Source organism: Kosakonia sp., from assembly GCF_032104925.1.
Taxonomy (GTDB): domain Bacteria; phylum Pseudomonadota; class Gammaproteobacteria; order Enterobacterales; family Enterobacteriaceae; genus Kosakonia.
The window spans coordinates 112,115-130,057 of record NZ_DAMCGF010000005.1; the positions used below are offsets into that span (position 1 = coordinate 112,115).

Annotated in this window: 18 protein-coding genes; 6 read left to right on the forward strand and 12 right to left on the reverse strand. The window is 55.3% G+C overall.

Annotation, left to right across the window (positions count from 1 at the left end; genetic code table 11):
* The 4 genes from livG to livK are packed head-to-tail and all read right to left on the reverse strand — an operon-like array spanning position 1 to position 4,129.
* A complete protein-coding gene (livG, locus tag RT644_RS12140) occupies positions 1 to 768 on the reverse strand; it encodes a high-affinity branched-chain amino acid ABC transporter ATP-binding protein LivG (RefSeq protein ID WP_020455588.1) in 768 nt (255 codons plus the stop codon).
* The gene (locus RT644_RS12145; protein WP_045507767.1) at positions 765 to 2,042 is read right to left on the reverse strand and encodes a high-affinity branched-chain amino acid ABC transporter permease LivM; all 1,278 of its coding nucleotides are present in this window, start codon (positions 2,040 to 2,042) and stop codon (positions 765 to 767) included. Before RT644_RS12145 ends, livG begins: the two co-directional genes overlap by 4 nt.
* Positions 2,039 to 2,965 carry a high-affinity branched-chain amino acid ABC transporter permease LivH gene (livH, locus tag RT644_RS12150; RefSeq protein WP_020455590.1) on the reverse strand — a complete coding sequence of 309 codons (927 nt, stop codon included), beginning with the start codon at positions 2,963 to 2,965 and terminating at the stop codon, positions 2,039 to 2,041. The genes RT644_RS12145 and livH overlap by 4 nt, the downstream gene beginning before the upstream one ends.
* 54 nt (positions 2,966 to 3,019) lie before the next feature.
* Positions 3,020 to 4,129, reverse strand: coding sequence for a high-affinity branched-chain amino acid ABC transporter substrate-binding protein LivK (gene livK / locus RT644_RS12155; RefSeq protein WP_097406474.1), 1,110 nt, complete (start codon positions 4,127 to 4,129; stop codon positions 3,020 to 3,022).
* Positions 4,130 to 4,616: 487 nt separating this feature from the next.
* On the opposite strand from livK, the gene panM reads away from it, so the two are divergent.
* Complete coding sequence (gene panM, locus RT644_RS12160) at positions 4,617 to 5,000, forward strand: aspartate 1-decarboxylase autocleavage activator PanM (protein ID WP_044489748.1); 384 nt, start codon at positions 4,617 to 4,619, stop codon at positions 4,998 to 5,000.
* A 231-nt stretch (positions 5,001 to 5,231) separates the two neighbouring features.
* Here panM and RT644_RS12165 read toward each other — a convergent pair whose 3' ends face one another.
* From RT644_RS12165 to ftsY, 6 genes are all read right to left on the reverse strand, one after another.
* The gene (locus RT644_RS12165; RefSeq protein WP_141402823.1) at positions 5,232 to 6,335 is read right to left on the reverse strand and encodes a branched-chain amino acid ABC transporter substrate-binding protein; all 1,104 of its coding nucleotides are present in this window, start codon (positions 6,333 to 6,335) and stop codon (positions 5,232 to 5,234) included.
* 241 nt (positions 6,336 to 6,576) lie between these two features.
* Positions 6,577 to 7,842 (reverse strand): 4-aminobutyrate--2-oxoglutarate transaminase, encoded by a 1,266-nt coding sequence (locus tag RT644_RS12170; protein WP_313626823.1) that lies wholly within the window; start codon positions 7,840 to 7,842, stop codon positions 6,577 to 6,579.
* A 236-nt stretch (positions 7,843 to 8,078) separates the two neighbouring features.
* Positions 8,079 to 8,936 (reverse strand): RNA polymerase sigma factor RpoH, encoded by an 858-nt coding sequence (gene rpoH, locus RT644_RS12175; RefSeq protein WP_045507756.1) that lies wholly within the window; start codon positions 8,934 to 8,936, stop codon positions 8,079 to 8,081.
* Between the two features lie 267 nt (positions 8,937 to 9,203).
* Positions 9,204 to 10,262, reverse strand: a complete 1,059-nt coding sequence (gene ftsX, locus RT644_RS12180) for a permease-like cell division protein FtsX (protein ID WP_313626826.1) — start codon at positions 10,260 to 10,262, stop codon at positions 9,204 to 9,206.
* Complete coding sequence (ftsE, locus tag RT644_RS12185; protein WP_017459577.1) at positions 10,255 to 10,923, reverse strand: cell division ATP-binding protein FtsE; 669 nt, start codon at positions 10,921 to 10,923, stop codon at positions 10,255 to 10,257. Before ftsE ends, ftsX begins: the two co-directional genes overlap by 8 nt.
* Positions 10,924 to 10,925: 2 nt before the next feature.
* Entirely contained in the window at positions 10,926 to 12,296 is a 1,371-nt protein-coding gene (gene ftsY / locus RT644_RS12190) for a signal recognition particle-docking protein FtsY (protein WP_020455597.1), read from the reverse strand.
* A 189-nt stretch (positions 12,297 to 12,485) separates the two neighbouring features.
* On the opposite strand from ftsY, the gene rsmD reads away from it, so the two are divergent.
* Both rsmD and RT644_RS12200 read left to right on the forward strand, forming a co-directional pair.
* The gene (rsmD, locus tag RT644_RS12195; RefSeq protein ID WP_269232149.1) at positions 12,486 to 13,088 is read left to right on the forward strand and encodes a 16S rRNA (guanine(966)-N(2))-methyltransferase; all 603 of its coding nucleotides are present in this window, start codon (positions 12,486 to 12,488) and stop codon (positions 13,086 to 13,088) included.
* On the forward strand, positions 13,078 to 13,347 hold the full coding sequence (locus RT644_RS12200; protein ID WP_025263811.1) for a DUF1145 family protein: 270 nt from the start codon (positions 13,078 to 13,080) through the stop codon (positions 13,345 to 13,347). The genes rsmD and RT644_RS12200 overlap by 11 nt, the downstream gene beginning before the upstream one ends.
* 24 nt (positions 13,348 to 13,371) lie before the next feature.
* Here the strand turns inward: RT644_RS12200 and RT644_RS12205 are convergent, their stop codons facing one another.
* Positions 13,372 to 13,737 (reverse strand): DUF2500 domain-containing protein, encoded by a 366-nt coding sequence (locus tag RT644_RS12205; RefSeq protein ID WP_045507749.1) that lies wholly within the window; start codon positions 13,735 to 13,737, stop codon positions 13,372 to 13,374.
* A gap of 129 nt (positions 13,738 to 13,866) precedes the next feature.
* Here RT644_RS12205 and RT644_RS12210 point away from each other — a divergent pair, with 129 nt between their 5' ends.
* Entirely contained in the window at positions 13,867 to 14,493 is a 627-nt protein-coding gene (locus tag RT644_RS12210) for a lysoplasmalogenase (RefSeq protein WP_020455600.1), read from the forward strand.
* A 75-nt stretch (positions 14,494 to 14,568) separates the two neighbouring features.
* Positions 14,569 to 16,788, forward strand: a complete 2,220-nt coding sequence (gene zntA, locus RT644_RS12215) for a Zn(II)/Cd(II)/Pb(II) translocating P-type ATPase ZntA (protein ID WP_313626829.1) — start codon at positions 14,569 to 14,571, stop codon at positions 16,786 to 16,788.
* On the opposite strand, the gene tusA is transcribed toward zntA, so the two are convergent.
* Entirely contained in the window at positions 16,785 to 17,030 is a 246-nt protein-coding gene (tusA, locus tag RT644_RS12220; protein WP_025263810.1) for a sulfurtransferase TusA, read from the reverse strand. The genes zntA and tusA overlap by 4 nt on opposite strands.
* 187 nt (positions 17,031 to 17,217) lie before the next feature.
* On the opposite strand from tusA, the gene RT644_RS12225 reads away from it, so the two are divergent.
* Positions 17,218 to 17,883 carry a 7-cyano-7-deazaguanine/7-aminomethyl-7-deazaguanine transporter gene (locus tag RT644_RS12225; RefSeq protein WP_313626831.1) on the forward strand — a complete coding sequence of 222 codons (666 nt, stop codon included), beginning with the start codon at positions 17,218 to 17,220 and terminating at the stop codon, positions 17,881 to 17,883.
* Positions 17,884 to 17,943 lie beyond the last annotated feature (60 nt).

A 17,943-nucleotide genomic window follows, 5' to 3' on the forward strand; every position in this document is an offset into this window, starting at 1 on the left:
TTATGCCTCACCAAGGTATGCGCGGATCACGTCCGGGTTATTACGAATCTCTTCCGGCGTCCCGTTCGCCAGCGGCGTGCCCTGGTTCACTACATAAATCCGGTCGGAAATCCCCATCACCAGCTTCATATCATGCTCGATCAGCAGGATGGTGGTGTTGTGATGGTTACGCAGCTCGACAATCAGCTCGTCCAGCTCTTTGGTCTCTTTCGGGTTCAGACCGGCTGCCGGTTCATCAAGCATCAGGATTTCCGGCTGCGTCACCATGCAGCGCACAATCTCCAGACGGCGCTGATCGCCGTAAGCCAGGTTGCTGGCCTGGCGGTTAGCGTGCGCTAACAAACCAATACGTTCCAGCCAGGTTGCGGCGCGGTCCAGCGCTTCACTCTGCGCGCGACGAAACGCCGGCGTTTTCAACAGGCCAGAGAAAACCCCGGTTTTGAGCTGCTGATGTTGCCCCACCAGCAGATTTTCAATCACCGTCATTTCGCGAAACAGACGCACATGCTGGAAAGTCCGTACCACGCCCATACGGGCGATTTGCTGCCCCGGCAACCCTTCCAGGTGCTGGTCACGCAGCATAATGGTGCCGCCCGTCGGTTTATAGAAACCGGTCAGGCAGTTAAACACGGTGGTTTTGCCCGCGCCGTTCGGGCCAATCAGCGAAACGATCTCCTGCGGGCGCAGCTCTAACGACACATTGTTGACAGCCAGCAGACCGCCAAAGCGCATCATCAAACCGTTTACGGATAACAGTGGCTGACTCATGCCTGCTCTCCTTTCGCTTGCCCGTTTTTCAATTTCAACTGCGGACGGGTCATCGGCAGCAAGCCTTGCGGACGCCAGATCATCATCAGTACCATCAAACCACCCAGCATCAACATGCTGTATTCATTGAAATCACGCATTAACTCACGGGAAACCACCAGCAGGATAGCCGCAAGGATCACCGCAAACTGCGAGCCCATACCGCCCAATACCACAATCGCCAGCACAAACGCCGATTCGGCGAAAGTGAACGATTCCGGGCTGACAAAGCCCTGGCGAGCGGCAAAAAGCGTACCGGCAAAACCGGCGAACGCGGCGCTGATGGTAAAAGCCGTCAGCTTAATGCGTGTCGGGTTCAGGCCGAGCGAGCGACAGGCGATTTCGTCTTCACGCAGCGCTTCCCACGCGCGCCCCAGCGGCATGCGTAACAGACGGTTAATCACAAACAGCGTCAGCACCACCAGCAGCAACGCAACCAGGTAGAGGAACACCACGCGGTCACTGGGATCGTATTCCACATGGAAGAAGTTGCTGAACGTGTCCCAGCCACCTTCACGGGCAGTACGGCTGAACTCCAGACCGAACAGGGTCGGTTTGGGGATCTGGCTAATGCCGTTCGGGCCGCCGGTGATTTCGGTGTTATTCAACAACAGGATACGGACGATTTCGCCGAAGCCCAGCGTCACAATCGCCAGGTAATCGCCGCGCAGACGCAGCACCGGGAAACCGAGCAGGAAACCGGCGGCGGCAGAAACCAGCCCCGCCAACGGCAGGCACGTCCAGAACCCCAGACCGTAATAATGGTTGAGCAGCGCGAAGGTATATGCGCCGATGGCGTAGAAACCGCCGTAACCCAGCACCAGCAAACCGGAAAGCCCGACCACCACGTTCAGGCCGAGGCCAAGGATGATATAGATCATCGTCATGGTGGCGATATCTACCGTGCCGCGCGAAACAACAAACGGCCACGCCACCGCAATCACCAGCAGCGCCAACAGGAACAACTTCTGTTTGAGCGTAGAGCCATCAATTGCCGGCAGCACGAATTTCGGACCGGAAACACCCTTCAGGCTTTTCTGGAATACAGGCCGCAGCAACTGGAAGAAAAACACCACCGCCGTGCCGATAAAGATCCACTGCCAGCGGATATCCGCCGCGGTATCGACCACCAGTTTGGTGCCGTTCAGCTCCAGTTGCACGCCCATAAAGACGCTCGCCAGGACGAAAAACATCGCCGCTGAGAGCAGCGCCATCGCAAAATGCATCGGTTTCATACTTTTTCAACCTCCGGGCGACCGAGGATGCCGGTCGGCATCACCAGCAGCACCACAATCAACAGCGCGAACGACACCACATCTTTGTATTCGGTGCTCAGATACGCCGAAGAGAGGGATTCTGCGACACCCAGGATCAGGCCGCCGATCATCGCGCCCGGAATGCTACCGATACCGCCCAGCACCGCGGCGGTGAATGCTTTCATCCCGGCCATAAAACCGATATACGGGTTGATAACGCCATAGAACTGGCCAAGCAGCACGCCCGCCACCGCCGCCATCGCTGCGCCGATCACAAAAGTCAGCGCGATAACACGGTCAGTGTTGATACCCAACAGGCTTGCCATTTTCAGGTCTTCCGCACAGGCGCGACAGGCGCGCCCCATACGGGAATAGCGGATGAACAGCGTCAGCGCCAGCATGGCAACGAAGGTCACAATCCAGATAACCAGTTGCATAGTGGTGATCGCAGCAGAGAAGTTTTCGCTGCTGCCGACAACCCACTGCCCGTTAAACAGGCTTGGTAGCGCCACATCGCGGGAGCCTTCGGTCAGGCTGACGTAGTTTTGCAGGAAAATAGACATGCCGATGGCGGAAATTAGCGCAATCAGGCGTTTGGAGTTGCGCACCGGCCGATAGGCCACTCGCTCGATACTCCAGCCGTAAGCGCTGGCAATGATAATGGCACCGACGAAACCGGCCGCGACCAGCAGCCAGCTGGAGTCGATACCCATCATCATCAGCGCGGCGATGATCATAAAGGAGACATAACTGCCGATCATATAAACCTCGCCGTGGGCGAAGTTGATCATGCCGATAATGCCGTAAACCATGGTGTAACCAATGGCGATCAATGCATAGGTGCTTCCCAGCGTGACGCCGTTAAACATCTGCTGCAAGAAATAGAGAAACTGCTCGGACATAACGTAACCTTCTAAAATCTCCCGGAACATTGCGCCCCGGGAGAGGGATGACAGTTATTTCGCCACGGACGACGAACCATCGGCGTGCCATTGGAAGACACCGAATTCAAATCCTTTCAGATCGCCTTTTTCATCCCAGTTCAGCGGCCCAATCACGGTTTTAGCCCCGTTGGCTTTTAAATCTTTAATCAGTGCCAGTGGCTCACTGCTGCCGGTACGCTCCAGCGCGGTGGCCAGCGATTGCACGGCGGCGTAGGTGATCCACACATACGGGCCGCTCGGATCTTTCTTCTCGGCTTTCAGCGCATCGACAATACTCTGGTTCGCCGGATCCTGGTCATAACGCTTCGGCATCGTCACCAGCATGCCTTCTGCCGCAGCCCCTGCGATATTCGACAGCGAGGCGTTGCCCACGCCTTCCGGTCCCATAAACTGGGTTTTCAGACCGCTGGCGCGCGCCTGGCGCAGGATTTGTCCCATCTCCGGGTAGTAACCACCGTAGTAGACAAAGTCGATATTTTCTTTTTGCAAACGCGATACCAGCGCAGAAAAATCCTTCTCACCGGCGGTGATGCCATCGAAGAACACCACATTCGCACCGCCCGCCTTCAGCCCTTCCTGCACGGAGCGAGCAAGGCCTTCGCCGTACTGCTGCTTATCGTGAATGATGGCAATACGCTGCGGTTTCAGGGTGTTCAGGATGTACTTCGCGGCGGTCGGCCCCTGCGAGGAGTCCAGCCCGGCGGTACGCATAATGTGTTGATAGCCGCGCTGCGTCAGCTCCGGGTTGGTCGCACCGGGCGTGATCATCAGGATACCTTCGTCTTCGTAGATGTCCGATGCGGGCTGTGTTGATGATGAGCAAAGATGGCCAATTACATATTTCACACCGTCATTGACGATTTTGTTCGCCACGGCAACGGCTTGTTTTGGGTCACAGGCGTCGTCATATTCCTCGGCGACCAGTTTATCGCCCTTGATCCCGCCCTTAGCGTTGATATCGTGGATAGCCTGGCGCGCACCGTTGAATTCCATATCGCCCCACTGGGCAACCGGACCGGACATCGCACCGACAACCGCTACCTTAATATCCTTCGCCAAGGCCGCGTGAGACATCGCAAGTGCTACTATCCCCGCGATTAATGTCTTCGCGTTCCTTTTCATTGTTGTAAATCCCCATTCGTGATGTCGTGTTTACACTTCCTGCCTCAGGCAGCCGGAACGTTGGCTTGCTGTTGCCTGAATTATTCGTGTAATAATTTTGTTTTATTATGGTTAAAAAGCATTCTGTACTTTTAATGCACAACGCTATTTTTACCAGTGCCTTTAATGGTTTAGCGCAGTTTTTTAGCAAAAACCAGACTAAATCCTCTATTTTTCAGGCTATTAAGCAGAGATAATATTCTGTATTTCTTCCGAGATAAACAAAAAAAGCCCCGACATCAGCATAAAATAACGGCACATAAAGCGGAATAAAACGCTACCAATTAGGTTAAAATCCTGCCTGTTTTTCGATCTCCAATGTTTAACACTACGCCAACCGCTGCGGCAAAATTATTCGCCTGTCGAATGAAAAATAAAAAACGATCAAACCCTGCAATGCGAAATTGATTACACTCACACAATGTTTTGCGTTTTGGACAAGCTGTACATGAAATTGACTATCGTCCGACTGGTGACCTTCACCGAACAGGATCATATTGATTTAGCGAAAGTCTGGCCGGAATACTCCTCTGCATCTCTTGAAGTAGATGACACTCACCGTATCTACGCGGCGCGTTTTAATGACCGTCTGCTGGCTGCCGTTCGCGTGACGCTACTCGGCGTCGAAGGGGCGCTGGATTCCCTGCGCGTGCGCGATATCACTCGTCGTCGCGGCGTGGGGCAATATCTGGTGGAAGAAGTGATGCGTGATAACCCGTCGATCACCAGTTGGTGGATAGCCGATATCGGCGTCGAAGACCGGGCCGTAATGGCTGCTTTCACCCAGAGACTGGGATTTACCGCACAGGAAAATGGCTGGGAAAAACGATAAAGCCCGCGCTGTGGATGTGCCTGGTGGCGCGATGCTTAACAGACCTGCCTTCAAAAAAAGAAAAAAAGCCGGGATTTTCCCGGCTTTTTCAATTAGTTCTGACCTGGACTTTCGCATCGCAGGAAGGCAGCAAGTTCGCTCATCCCCGGAAGTTTACTGAAGTCAGTGACCGGGGTGAGTGCGTGCAGCCAACGCCACTGAGGCGCGAAAGACGACGCTCAGCCCAGGAAATCACTTAGCGTCAGTTGCTGTACCGTTCGCATGCCAGGTGAAGACACCGAATTCAAAACCTTTCAGATCGCCCTTCTCATCCCAGGAGAGCGGCCCCATGACGGTATCCACTGAATGGCCTTTCAGCCAGGTTGCGATAGCCGCCGGATCGGCAGACTGCCCCAGACCTGCAGCCAGTGATTGCAGCGCAGCGTAAGTGGTCCATACAAACGCACCACTTGGATCCTGTTTCTTCGCTTTGATCGCATCCACAATCGGTTTGTTCGCCGGAACCTGGTCATAGTTTTTCGGTTTGGTGACCAGCATACCTTCTGCGGATTCACCGGCGATGTTAGACAGGGAAACGTTCGCCACGCCTTCTGGTCCCATAAACTGGGTTTTCAAGCCAGCGGCACGAGACTGACGCAGGATCTGCCCCATTTCCGGGTGGTAACCGCCGTAGTAAACAAAGTCGATGTTCTCTTTTTTCAGGCGCGCAACCAGCGTAGAGAAGTCTTTCTCACCGGCAGTGATACCGTCGAAGAACACCACGTTAGCGCCGCCTTTTTTCAGTCCGTCCTGAACTGCACGCGCCAGACCTTCACCATACTGCTGTTTGTCATGGATAACGGCGATGCGCTGCGGCTTCACTTTCTCCAGTATGTATTTCGCCGCGGTCGGGCCCTGGTCGGAATCCAGGCCGGTGGTGCGCAGCGTCAGTTTGTAACCACGCGCGGTCAGCTCAGGCGCTGTCGCCGCAGGCGTGATCATCAGAATGCCTTCGTCTTCGTAGATATCAGACGCCGGCTGGGTAGAAGAGGAGCAGAGGTGGCCGATAACGTATTTAATACCGTCATTGACCACTTTGTTGGCGACCGCCACCGCTTGTTTCGGGTCACAGGCATCGTCATATTTTACTGCAACCAGTTTGTCGCCTTTGATCCCACCTTTGGCATTAATGTCGGCGATCGCTTGTTCAGCGCCGGTAAACTCCTGGTCACCGTACTGCGCAACCGGACCGGACATCGCCCCGACAACGGCAACTTTGATATCTTTGGCGAATGCCACGTTGCTCATTGCTAACGCAATACATCCTGCCAGTAACGCTTTGCCCTTCATTTTCATCCTGAGTTTCCCCATTGTTATGGTTATTGCATTTGTTGTGATGTTGTTGTGTGGCACATTATTTCGCTTATTATCATAAGCAAAGAATATGATAGTAGTTTTTAGCCGTTCCGCCCGTGCCTGAGCAGCATACTCTGCTAAAACATACCCCATTTTTCGGAATATGGAATAACAATTTTGAAGGTTGTACGACAGACTGATGACAGAAAATGAGAAAGCCGCCCATCAGGCGGCTGAATAATTAATCCGTCAGCGACTGGGAGAGAATATCCAGCGCCTTGCGGAACTGAACTTCCGGAATGGTTAATGGGTAGAGGAAGCGAATAACGTTACCGTAAACCCCGCAGCTCAGTAGCAACAGCCCGTCCGCCAGCGCTTTTTCCTGCACCTGTTTAGTAAATTCAGCCGATGGCGCGCCAGTTTGCGGATCGTTAAATTCCACCGCAACCATGGAGCCCTGTGCACGGATATCAGCGATATAGGGGCATTGCGCTTTTGCGCGGCTCAGTACTTCCACCAGATGCTGACCCAGATGGTTCGCCCGTTCGCAGAGATTTTCTTCTTCAATCACGTCCAGCACCGCATGTGCCGCCGCGATAGCGAGCGGATTGCCCGCATAAGTGCCGCCCAAACCACCCGGCGCAGGCGCATCCATCACCTCAGCACGCCCGGCCACCGCCGAAAGCGGCAAGCCACCGGCCAGACTTTTCGCCATGGTGATTAAATCGGGTTTCACATCGTAATACTCGCTGGCAAAGAGCTTGCCAGTGCGGGCAAAACCGCTCTGCACTTCGTCAACGATCAACAGAATACCGTGGCTATCGCACAACTTGCGCAGCGCCTGCATAAAATCGTTCGGTGCGACGTTAAAACCGCCCTCGCCTTGTACGGGTTCCAGCAGAATGGCGGCCACCTGATCCGGCGCGATATCCGCTTTAAAAATACGCTCCAGGCTTTTCAGCGCCTCGTCAGTGCTCACACCGTGCAGCGCGTTGGGATACTGGGCGTGGTAAATCGAACCGGGGAATGGGCCGAAGCCAATTTTATACGGCGCGACTTTGCCGGTGAGCGCCATGGTCATGAAAGTGCGACCGTGGAAACCGCCGCCAAAGGTAATAATGCCGGGGCGTTTGGTATAGGCGCGGGCAATTTTAACCGCGTTTTCCACCGCTTCGGCGCCAGTCGAGAAAAACGCCGTTTTCGCCGGGCCAGCAACCGGCACGCGTTCATTAATACGTTCTGCCAGCGAGACATAGCTTTCGTAAGGAACAATCTGGTAAGCGGTATGCGTAAATGCCTGTAACTGTTTTTCCACCGCCGCCATCACTTTTGGATGGCGATGCCCGGTGTTAAGCACCGCAATCCCGGCGGCAAAGTCGATCACTTCGTTCCCTTCCACATCCCACAGCGTCGCGTTTTCCGCTTTTGCGGCGTAAAAACCGCACATGACCCCGATGCCACGCGGCGTCGCCTGTAAACGGCGCTGATTCAATTCATTGTTCTTCACCTTGATTGCCCCCTGTCTGTGTATGCCCGCTTACCAAGTATATAGCGCCTTTGATAAAGCGATGTTTTACTCAGTCTCGCGCAAGCGCAGGGACACCGACAGGACAGCTTTCCTGCCGCGTTGTGACAGAAGACGAATGAACACGTGATGATGTGAAGATAGTGGCGGCGGGATAATTCAGATAATAAAAAGCCGGGTGAGGCTTGCGCCGACCCGGCTTATTCACTGCAATACGCTTACGCTTCGATCGCGGCGCGCAGTTTTTTCATTGCGTTCTTTTCAAGCTGACGCACACGCTCAGCGGATACGCCGTAGCGATCGGCCAGCTCCTGCAAAGTGGTCTTGTTATCTTCGTCCAGCCAACGGGCGCGGATGATCTGCTGGCTACGTTCATCAAGCCCCTGCATCGCATCGGTCAGCTTGTTGGCCGCCTGCTCTTCCCAGTTGTCATCTTCAATGCCGTCGGCAAAGTTAGATGATTTATCCTGCAGATAGAGCACCGGTGCCATCGGCTGGCTATCGTGCGCATCGTCATCGGAGGACATATCAAACGTCATGTCCTGCGCCGCCATACGCGACTCCATTTCACGCACGTCTTTGCTGGTCACGCCCAGTTCACGGGCTACCATGTCCACTTCGTCCTGGTTAAACCAGCCAAGACGCTGTTTGGCTTTGCGCAGATTAAAGAACAGCTTACGCTGAGCTTTGGTGGTCGCGACTTTCACGATACGCCAGTTGCGCAGCACATACTCGTGGATCTCAGCTTTGATCCAGTGCACGGCGAAAGAGACCAGGCGCACACCCACTTCCGGGTTAAAGCGACGCACGGCTTTCATCAGGCCAATGTTACCTTCCTGGATGAGATCCGCCTGCGGCAGACCATAGCCCGAATAGTTACGAGCAATATGAACAACAAAGCGCAGGTGAGACAGAATCAGCTTTTTCGCTGCTTCCAGATCGCCCTGGTAATGCAGCTTTTCAGCCAGTGCCCGCTCTTCATCAGCCGTCAACATCGGCCATGCGTTCGCAGCCCGGACATAAGATTCCAGGTTACCAACAGGGGCTAAAGCTAAAGTTTGCATTTCTTTGGTCATTCAAATCCTCTCAATTCACTTATCAGCTGGCGGCGGTCTGTCCCCATCAGGCAACAAACATGCCAGCGCTTTTGAGCAACGAGAATAGCATTCACATTTTTATCAGACAGTGATTTTATCCACAAGTTCCTTGTAGGTCTGTGAATAAATTACGCACAAAATGTGACATCAGGATGATAAACCGGAGCAAGGAACCTCAGAAGGGATATTACGCTTCCCTGCTACGGGAATACTTCACGTGCAGGGAAGGAGTATACCAGAGATTCTTTAGTCCGGAGTAAAGTGACGTAAATGTTGAACCGTTGCCAGCCAGGCGGCAATCCAGCCAATCATCGAACACACCAGCAACAGCAGCAAGCACTCGTCAAACGACAGCCCACTCAGCTCAAACTGCGTGCCGAACACTTTCGCCACTTCCGTGACCGCTGACGACAAGCGCATCACCAGGATTTCCGACAGGATCAGCGATAAAAACGCGCCGGAGAAACCGAGCAACGCGCCGCCATACAAGAACGGGCGCAAGATAAAACCGTCTGTCGCACCAATCAGTTTCTGCACGTTGATGGTATCGCGGCGGGCGAAAATGCTCAGCCGCACGCTATTGCCAATCACCAGGAACACGGCCGCAACCATCAGTACGCCAATCATGGCTGCCACGCGCCCGACCAGGCCAGTCAGCGACGCCAGCCGCGCAAACCAGCTGTCATCCATGCGCACTTCATCAATACCCTGAATGCGGGAAATGCGGTCACGCAACGTGTTCAGCGAATCGGTACTCTGGAAATCCAGTTTCGGCACCACCACCGCCACGGCGGGCAGCGGGTTCTCTTCGAGCATATCCAGCGCGCCGCCAAACCCGGACCAGTTACGGAACTCGCCCAACGCATCTTCACGTGACAGGTAATTGACCTTTTCCACGCCCTGTTCGGACTGGAGCTGACCCACCACCTGCTGCGCCGCGTTGTCATCCAGCGCTTTATCGAAATAGACGGTGATCTGCGGCGACGGATAGTACTGCGACGCCGCCTGATTAACGTTTTTGTAGACCATGTAACAGACGCTGGGCAGCGTCAGAGAGATGGCAATGACCATCACCGTCAGGAACGTCGCCAGTGGTTTGCTTTTCAGATCCTGCAACGCACCGTGCCAGGCGTAGCGTACCTGCTCGTTAAAAACGTTACTCTTTCGCGAAGGCGCCTTAACTGGCGCTTTGCCGCGACGCGACGCATTACGGTTGCCCTCGCTGGAGGACGCGGACGATTTACGAAAACGGTCTAATTTGCTGCCAAACTGCCGAATGTGGTTTAGTGCATCGCGCTTATTCACCCGCCAGGCCTCCATGCAAATGACCGTCGCTCAGGCTCAGCATGCGGTACGAACGACGGGAAATCAGCCCAATATCGTGCGTTGCCATCAGCACTGTTACCCCTACGCGGTTAAATTCTTCAAACAGACGTAAAATCCCTTCAGACAGCGCTTCATCCAGGTTACCGGTCGGTTCATCCGCCAGCAGCACGGCGGGTTTATTCACCACCGCGCGGGCAATACCCACGCGCTGTTGTTCACCGCCGGAGAGCTGGATCGGGAAGCTTTTCGCTTTGTCGAGCAGCCCGACTTTATCCAGCGCCGCCGAGACGCGACGGCGAATATCATCGCCGCTGGCACCCGCGATAATCAGCGGGATTGCCACGTTATCGAACACGGTTCTGTCCATCAGCAGGTGGTGATCCTGGAAAATCATCCCGATTTGACGACGCAAAAACGGCACTTCCCGGTTTTTCAAACGGGTAATATCGTGGCCGCCAAAGAGGATTTTCCCGGCACTTGGCCGCTCAATCCCACAAATCAGCTTCAGCAGGGTACTTTTCCCCGCACCGGAATGCCCGGTCAGAAAGGCCATCTCGCCCTGCTGCAGGTGAAATGTTACCCCCTGCAGCGCTTGTCTCCCACCGAGATAGGCTTTGCTGACGTGTTCAAAGCGAATCATTGTTAATCCTCTCGGGCAAAAAGTGCCTCTATAAAATCGCCCGCATTAAACGGACGTAAATCTTCAATACGTTCGCCGACGCCGATGTAGCGGATAGGAATGCCAAACTGATCCGCCACCGAGAAAATAACGCCGCCCTTGGCGGTGCCATCAAGTTTGGTCAGCGTAATACCGGTTAAACCGACAGCCTCGTGGAACAGTTTGGCCTGGCTAATAGCATTTTGCCCGGTGCTGGCATCAATCGTCAGCATCACTTCATGCGGCGCGTCTTCGTCCAGCTTCTTCATTACGCGGACAATTTTCTTCAACTCTTCCATCAGGTGCGCTTTGTTCTGCAAGCGGCCTGCAGTATCGGCTATCAGCACATCGATATGGCGCGCTTTCGCCGCCTGGATAGCATCGAAAATCACCGAAGCGGAATCCGCACCGGTATGCTGGGCAATCACCGGGATATCGTTGCGCTGGCCCCACACCTGAAGCTGCTCAACTGCGGCGGCGCGGAAGGTATCCCCCGCCGCCAGCATCACCGATTTACCCTGCTGCTCAAACTGGCGCGCCAGTTTACCGATGGTGGTCGTTTTACCTACACCGTTGACACCAACCATCAAAATCACAAACGGGGTTTTGCCTTCAATGTTAAGCGGCTCATCCACTTTGGCGAGGATCTCGCTCATCTCATCTTTCAGCAACCCATAAAGTGCTTCCGCATCGCGCAACTGCTTGCGGCTCGCGCCTTCCGTCAAATTGGTGATGATTTTGCGCGTGGTTTCCACCCCGACATCGGCAATCAGCAACTGCTCTTCCAGCTCTTCGAACAGATCATCGTCGATCTTTTTCCCGCGGAACAGACTGATAAATCCGGAACCGAGGTTTTCTTTGGTTTTAAGCAGGCTGCGTTTCAGGCGCGCGAAGAACCCTTCTTTGGTCGGTTTTTCCTGCTCCTGCACGGATTCTTCAACCGGCACGACAACCACCGCTTCTTCCGCCGCTTCAGCGGCCAGCGCTTGCGCGTCCAGCTCTTCATCGCTTAGCGGAACATCGTCTTCTTCCAGCGGTTCAGCTTCCGCCTGCCACTCTTCAGCACCGATCTCCTGCTCAGCCACCTCTTCCGGCAGCGGCAGTTCTTCATGTTCGATAACCGCCGGGCTTTCGTCTCTCTCAGCTTCCGCCGGCGCCTCTTCGTGCACCAGTTGCTCGCTAACCTCAACAACCTCTTCGGCAAATTTTTCGCTGTCGGCAGCAGGCCCGGCAACCGGGGTTTCTTCAACCGGCTGCTCAGCTACCGGTTGCTGTTCGGTTTGCGCCTCTTCAGCCTTCTCTTTCTGCCCAAGGCCAAGCCAGGAAAAAAAGCCACGTTTCTTCTCATTTGCCATTGGCGACCACACTCCTCGCTATTGTTTCATGGCGCAGCCCGTCTGCACGGCCGGGACTGAAAACATTTGTTAATTAGTCGGATAGTCTACCACTTTCCTCAACTTGCATCACGGCCTGAGGATTAGGGTTTAACGTCATTCGACAGGCCGCTAGAATAGCAGGTCGAAATGATGAGCAAAGCGATAACCATGAAGAAACCTACCCGCGCCGCCACCGGCCAGATCCGCATTATTGGCGGCCAGTGGCGGGGCCGTAAATTACCGGTTCCGGATAGCCCCGGCCTGCGCCCGACCACCGATCGCGTGCGTGAAACTTTATTCAACTGGCTGGCGCCGTCAATGGTAGACGCCCACTGTCTCGATTGCTTCGCTGGCAGCGGCGCGCTGGGGCTTGAAGCGCTCTCTCGCTACGCCGCCAGCGCAACCTTGCTGGAAATGGAGCGCAGTGTCGCCCAGCAGTTGCAGCAAAACCTGGCCACGTTAAAAGCCGCCAACGCGAAAGTGGTCAACACCAACACGCTGACGTTTTTAGCCAATCCCGGCACGCCGCACAATATTGCGTTTATCGATCCACCGTTTCGTAAAGGGATGCTGGAAGAGACCGTGCGCCTGCTGGAAAACAACGGCTGGCTCGCCGACGACGCGCTGATTTATATCGAAAGCGAAGTCGAAAATGGATTACCGCCCGTACCCGCTCACTGGCAACTGCATCGGGAAAAAGTCGCCGGGCAGGTAGCGTATCGTTTGTACCACCGCGAAGCACAAGGAGAGAAGCATGCCGCTGTTGATTAACCTCGGGCGTCTGTTGATGCTCTGCATCTGGGCATTTCTGATTCTGAACCTGATTAAGCCCTTCCCGCGTCCGCTGAACATTTTCGTCAACGTCGCGCTTGTCTTCACCGTCTTTATGCATGCGCTGCAAGCCACCATGCTGAAAACGGCGCTGCCGAAAGACGGCCCACAAATGAGCAAAGCGGAGCAAATTCGTGTTTTTCTCTTCGGCGTGTTTGAGCTGCTTATCTGGCAGAAGAAATTAAAAGAGAAGAAGTAGTCCCATCGCCCGGTGGCGTTCTGCTTACCGGGCTGCTTCCGGCGTAAAGTCCACAAAGCGCGAGCCCTGGTAACGCAGCACGCCTCTGTCGCCCACCGTCAGCGCATTATATTGCTGCTCATCCAGACGAAAACGCATCTCCGGCCCGCCGGCTTGCGGTTTAAAACTCACTTCATAACGTATGGCGGTTCCCGCGGGCGTAACCTGTTGCTGGCGAGAACGGCGCGGGTTAAGCGGTTTTTCCCGTTTGTTGCTCACCACCACACTTTTTTGCTGCTGCGGCGCACTATCGTTTTCGGCTTTTTCGCGCCGTTGCTGTACAAAGCGGAAAGAGGCAAAAACCACAATCAATCCAATGGCGATAATGAAAAAAAGCGGTGGTTTACTCATGGCGAATACCTGTCGGAAAAAGCGGAATTGAGCTTATCGCGGCGGAAATAGCGTTGTCATCCTCCTTTTCCCGCCACTACACTGAGTAAGAGAGATTTACGCAACAATAACAGATACAGGGACTTAATTATGCTGTGGTCATTTATTGCTGTCTGCCTTTCCGCCTGGCTATATGTCGACGCTTCGTATCGTGGCCCGGTCTGGCAGCGCTGGGTTTTCAAACCCGTTACGCTCTTACTCCTGCTGTTACTGGCCTGGCAAGCGCCCATGTTCGATGCCATTAGCTACCTGGTGCTGGCGGGTCTGTGTGCCTCGCTGATCGGTGATGCGCTCACGCTGTTGCCGCGGCAAAAACTGCTCTATGCCATCGGCGCGTTTTTCCTCGCGCATTTGCTCTATACCATCTATTTCGCCAGCCAGATGACGCTTTCGTTCTTCTGGCCGCTGCCGGTGGTGCTGCTGATTATCGGCGCGCTGCTGGTAGCAGTGATCTGGTCGCGCCTCGAAGAACTGCGCATGGCGGTCTGTACCTTTATCGCCATGACGCTGGTGATGGTGTGGCTGGCAGGCGAGCTGTGGTTTTTCCGCCCGACCAGCCCGGCACTGTCAGCTTTCGTTGGCGCATCGCTACTGCTGCTCAGTAACGTGGTCTGGCTTGGTAGCCACTATCGCAAACGCTTTAGCGCCGATAACGCCATCGCTTCCGCCTGCTATTTTGCCGGGCACTTTTTGATTGTTCGCTCGCTGTATATTTAAAAGGCTTGACTCTGGAGTCGACTCCAGAGTGCATACTCCGGTTAATGAGAAAATTATCATTCACCGGAGGATGCCATGCCTGCCCCCACCTCATCGCCTGAATTGAAAAAAGCGCCGCAATTCGCGGCGGTTAAGCTGCGGCCGATAGAAGAAAAAACGACATCCTGCTGCACCGACGGCCACTGCGAAGAACGCGAAACGCCAGAAATGACCGCCGAAGGCGAACGTTATAGCTGGCAGGTTGACGGTATGGATTGTGCCGCCTGCGCCCGCAAAGTGGAAAACGCGGTGCGCCAGATCGAAGGCGTCGGCCAGGTTCAGGTTGCCTTTGCCACCGAAAAACTTATCGTCGTGGCGCAAGATGATGTGCGTGAGCGCGTAGAACGCGCCGTACAACAGGCCGGATATCAACTGCGCAGCGAAAACGCACCGGCGCCAGAAACTTCACGGCTGCGCGAAAACCTGCCGCTTCTCCTTTTAATTGTGATGATGGCGCTCAGTTGGGGGCTGGAACAGGTCAACCATCCTTTCGGCCAGATGGCGTTTATCGCCACCACGCTGGTCGGGCTGTGGCCGATTGCCCGCCAGGCGCTGCGCTTAATGAAAAGCGGCAGTTGGTTCGCCATCGAAACGTTAATGAGCGTGGCGGCCATCGGCGCGCTGTTTATTGGCGCGACGGCGGAAGCGGCGATGGTGTTGCTGCTGTTTTTGATTGGCGAGCGGCTTGAAGGCTGGGCAGCCAGCCGTGCGCGGCGCGGTGTCAGCGCGTTAATGGCGTTAAAACCGGATACCGCAACACGTCTGCGCAACGGTGAGCGCCAGCGTGTCGCGGCAAGCGATCTGCAACCGGGTGATGTGATTGAAGTCCCGGCGGGCGGACGTTTGCCTGCTGATGGTCGGCTGGTCTCGCCGTTTGCCAGCTTTGACGAAAGCGCGTTAACGGGCGAATCGGTGCCGGTTGAGCGCGCAGAAGGTGAAAGCGTTCCGGCAGGTGCCACCAGCGTTGACCGTCTGGTGCAGCTTGAAGTGGTTTCTAAACCGGGTGAAAGCGCGATTGACCGCATTCTGAAACTGATTGAAGAAGCAGAAGAGCGCCGCGCGCCGATTGAGCGTTTTATCGACCGTTTCAGCCGCATTTACACCCCGGCTATCATGGCCGTGGCACTGCTGGTCGCCATCGTTCCACCGCTTTTGTTTGCGCAGCCCTGGCTTGCGTGGATCTACAAAGGGCTGGCGCTGCTGCTGATTGGCTGTCCGTGCGCGCTGGTGATCTCCACACCAGCGGCGATCACCTCGGGCCTTGCGGCGGCGGCACGTCGCGGTGCGCTGATTAAAGGCGGTGCGGCACTGGAGCAGCTCGGCAGCATTCGTCAGGTGGCGTTTGATAAAACCGGCACGCTGACCATCGGCAAACCACAAGTCGCCAGTATCACGCCGTTTTCCGGTACTGAAGAGGCCGAATTACTGGCGCTGAGCGCCGCGGTTGAACAGGGTTCCACCCACCCGCTGGCGCTGGCCATTGTGCAGGAAGCGCAGCGACGTGCGCTGGCGATTCCGGAGGCTCTGGGGCAGCGCGCGCTGGCGGGCAAAGGCATCGAGGCGACGATTAACGGGCAGCAGGTGCTGATCAGCGCGCCGGACAAACTGCCACAAGGCGCGCTTCATGACACCGTACTGGCGCAGATTGCGCAGCAGGAAAGCCATGGGCAAACCGTGGTGGTGGTGGTACAGCGCGGCGGCGAGGTTATCGGTACGATCGGCTTGCAAGATACGCTGCGCGATGACGCCAGAGAAGCCATTGCCGCCCTGCATGCGCTCGGTGTACAGGGCGTGATCCTCACCGGCGACAACCCGCGCGCCGCTGCGGCCATTGCGGGTCAGTTGGGGCTGGATTTCCGCGCTGGCTTGCTGCCGGAAGATAAAGTCGATGCGGTACACAAGCTCAACCAGCAAGCGACGCTGGCGATGGTTGGCGATGGCATTAACGATGCGCCCGCGATGAAAGCTGCAACCATCGGTATCGCGATGGGGAGCGGAACGGATGTCGCGCTGGAAACCGCCGACGCCGCGCTCACGCATAACCGGCTGACTGGCCTGGGGCAGATGATCCGCCTGGCGCGCGCCACGCACAGCAACATTCGTCAGAACATCGCCATGGCGCTCGGTTTAAAAGCGATTTTTCTGGTGACAACGTTGCTCGGCGTGACCGGTCTGTGGCTGGCGGTGCTGGCCGATACAGGCGCCACGGTGCTGGTAACCGCCAACGCGCTACGCCTGTTGCGCACTAAAGATTAGTGGTTTTTACGAACTACATAGCGGTACGGCAAAGACTCGGTTTGCCCGGCGACCAGCTCGTGTTCCATAAAACGGCAAAAGCCGGGAATATCGCGGGTGGTTGCCGGATCGTCGGCGATAATCAGCAATGTTTCGCCGATTTGCATATTGCGCACGGTTTTGCGCACCATCATCACCGGCTCCGGGCAGCGTAAGCCCTGAGCATCCAGCGTATGGTCGGCGGTGGAAAACGGATCGGTCATCTTCATCTCGCAAGGGAAAAAACCGCATTAGTTTACGCCGCCTTTTTTGTGACGCAAGCGAGGTTAACGATTGCGCTAAAATTAACCATTGCATCCCACTGCGTTTGCAGTATCATGCGGCGGCTCTGCTCGTCAGAGCATAAAAAGTACTGGGTTCCCTCACCCCATTTACCAAAAAGGTCACAATATGACGCACTTTTCAAACGCACAGCGCATGAAGGCGCTGGTCTGGCTTTCGCTTTTTCACCTGCTGGTGATCATCTCCAGTAACTACCTAGTGCAGTTGCCGGTTTCTATCTTTGGTTTCCATACCACCTGGGGCGCATTTAGCTTCCCGTTTATCTTCCTGGCGACAGATTTAACCGTGCGCATTTTCGGCGCGCCGTTAGCCCGGCGAATTATCTTCGCGGTGATGGTGCCCGCGCTGCTTGCCTCTTACGTTATCTCCTCGCTGTTCTACATGGGCAGCTGGCAGGGTTTCGGCGCGCTGGCGCATTTCAATTTGTTTGTCGCCCGTATCGCCACCGCCAGCTTTATGGCTTACGCGCTGGGGCAAATTCTCGATGTGCATGTCTTTAACCGCCTGCGCCAGAGCCGCCATTGGTGGCTCGCGCCAACCGCGTCGACGGTTTTTGGTAACGCCAGCGACACCATCGCCTTTTTCTTTATCGCTTTCTGGCGCAGCCCGGATGCGTTTATGGCGCAGCACTGGACGGAAATCGCGCTGGTGGATTACAGCTTCAAAGTGCTTATCAGCATCGCGTTCTTCCTGCCAATGTATGGTGTGTTGTTGAATATGTTGCTGAAAAAACTGGCAGACAAATCTGAAATTAGCGCGTTGCAGGCGAGTTAAAGGTACGGCTTATCAGATGTGATAAGATGCGCCGATGAGCCGTTATGGCTGTTTATTGAA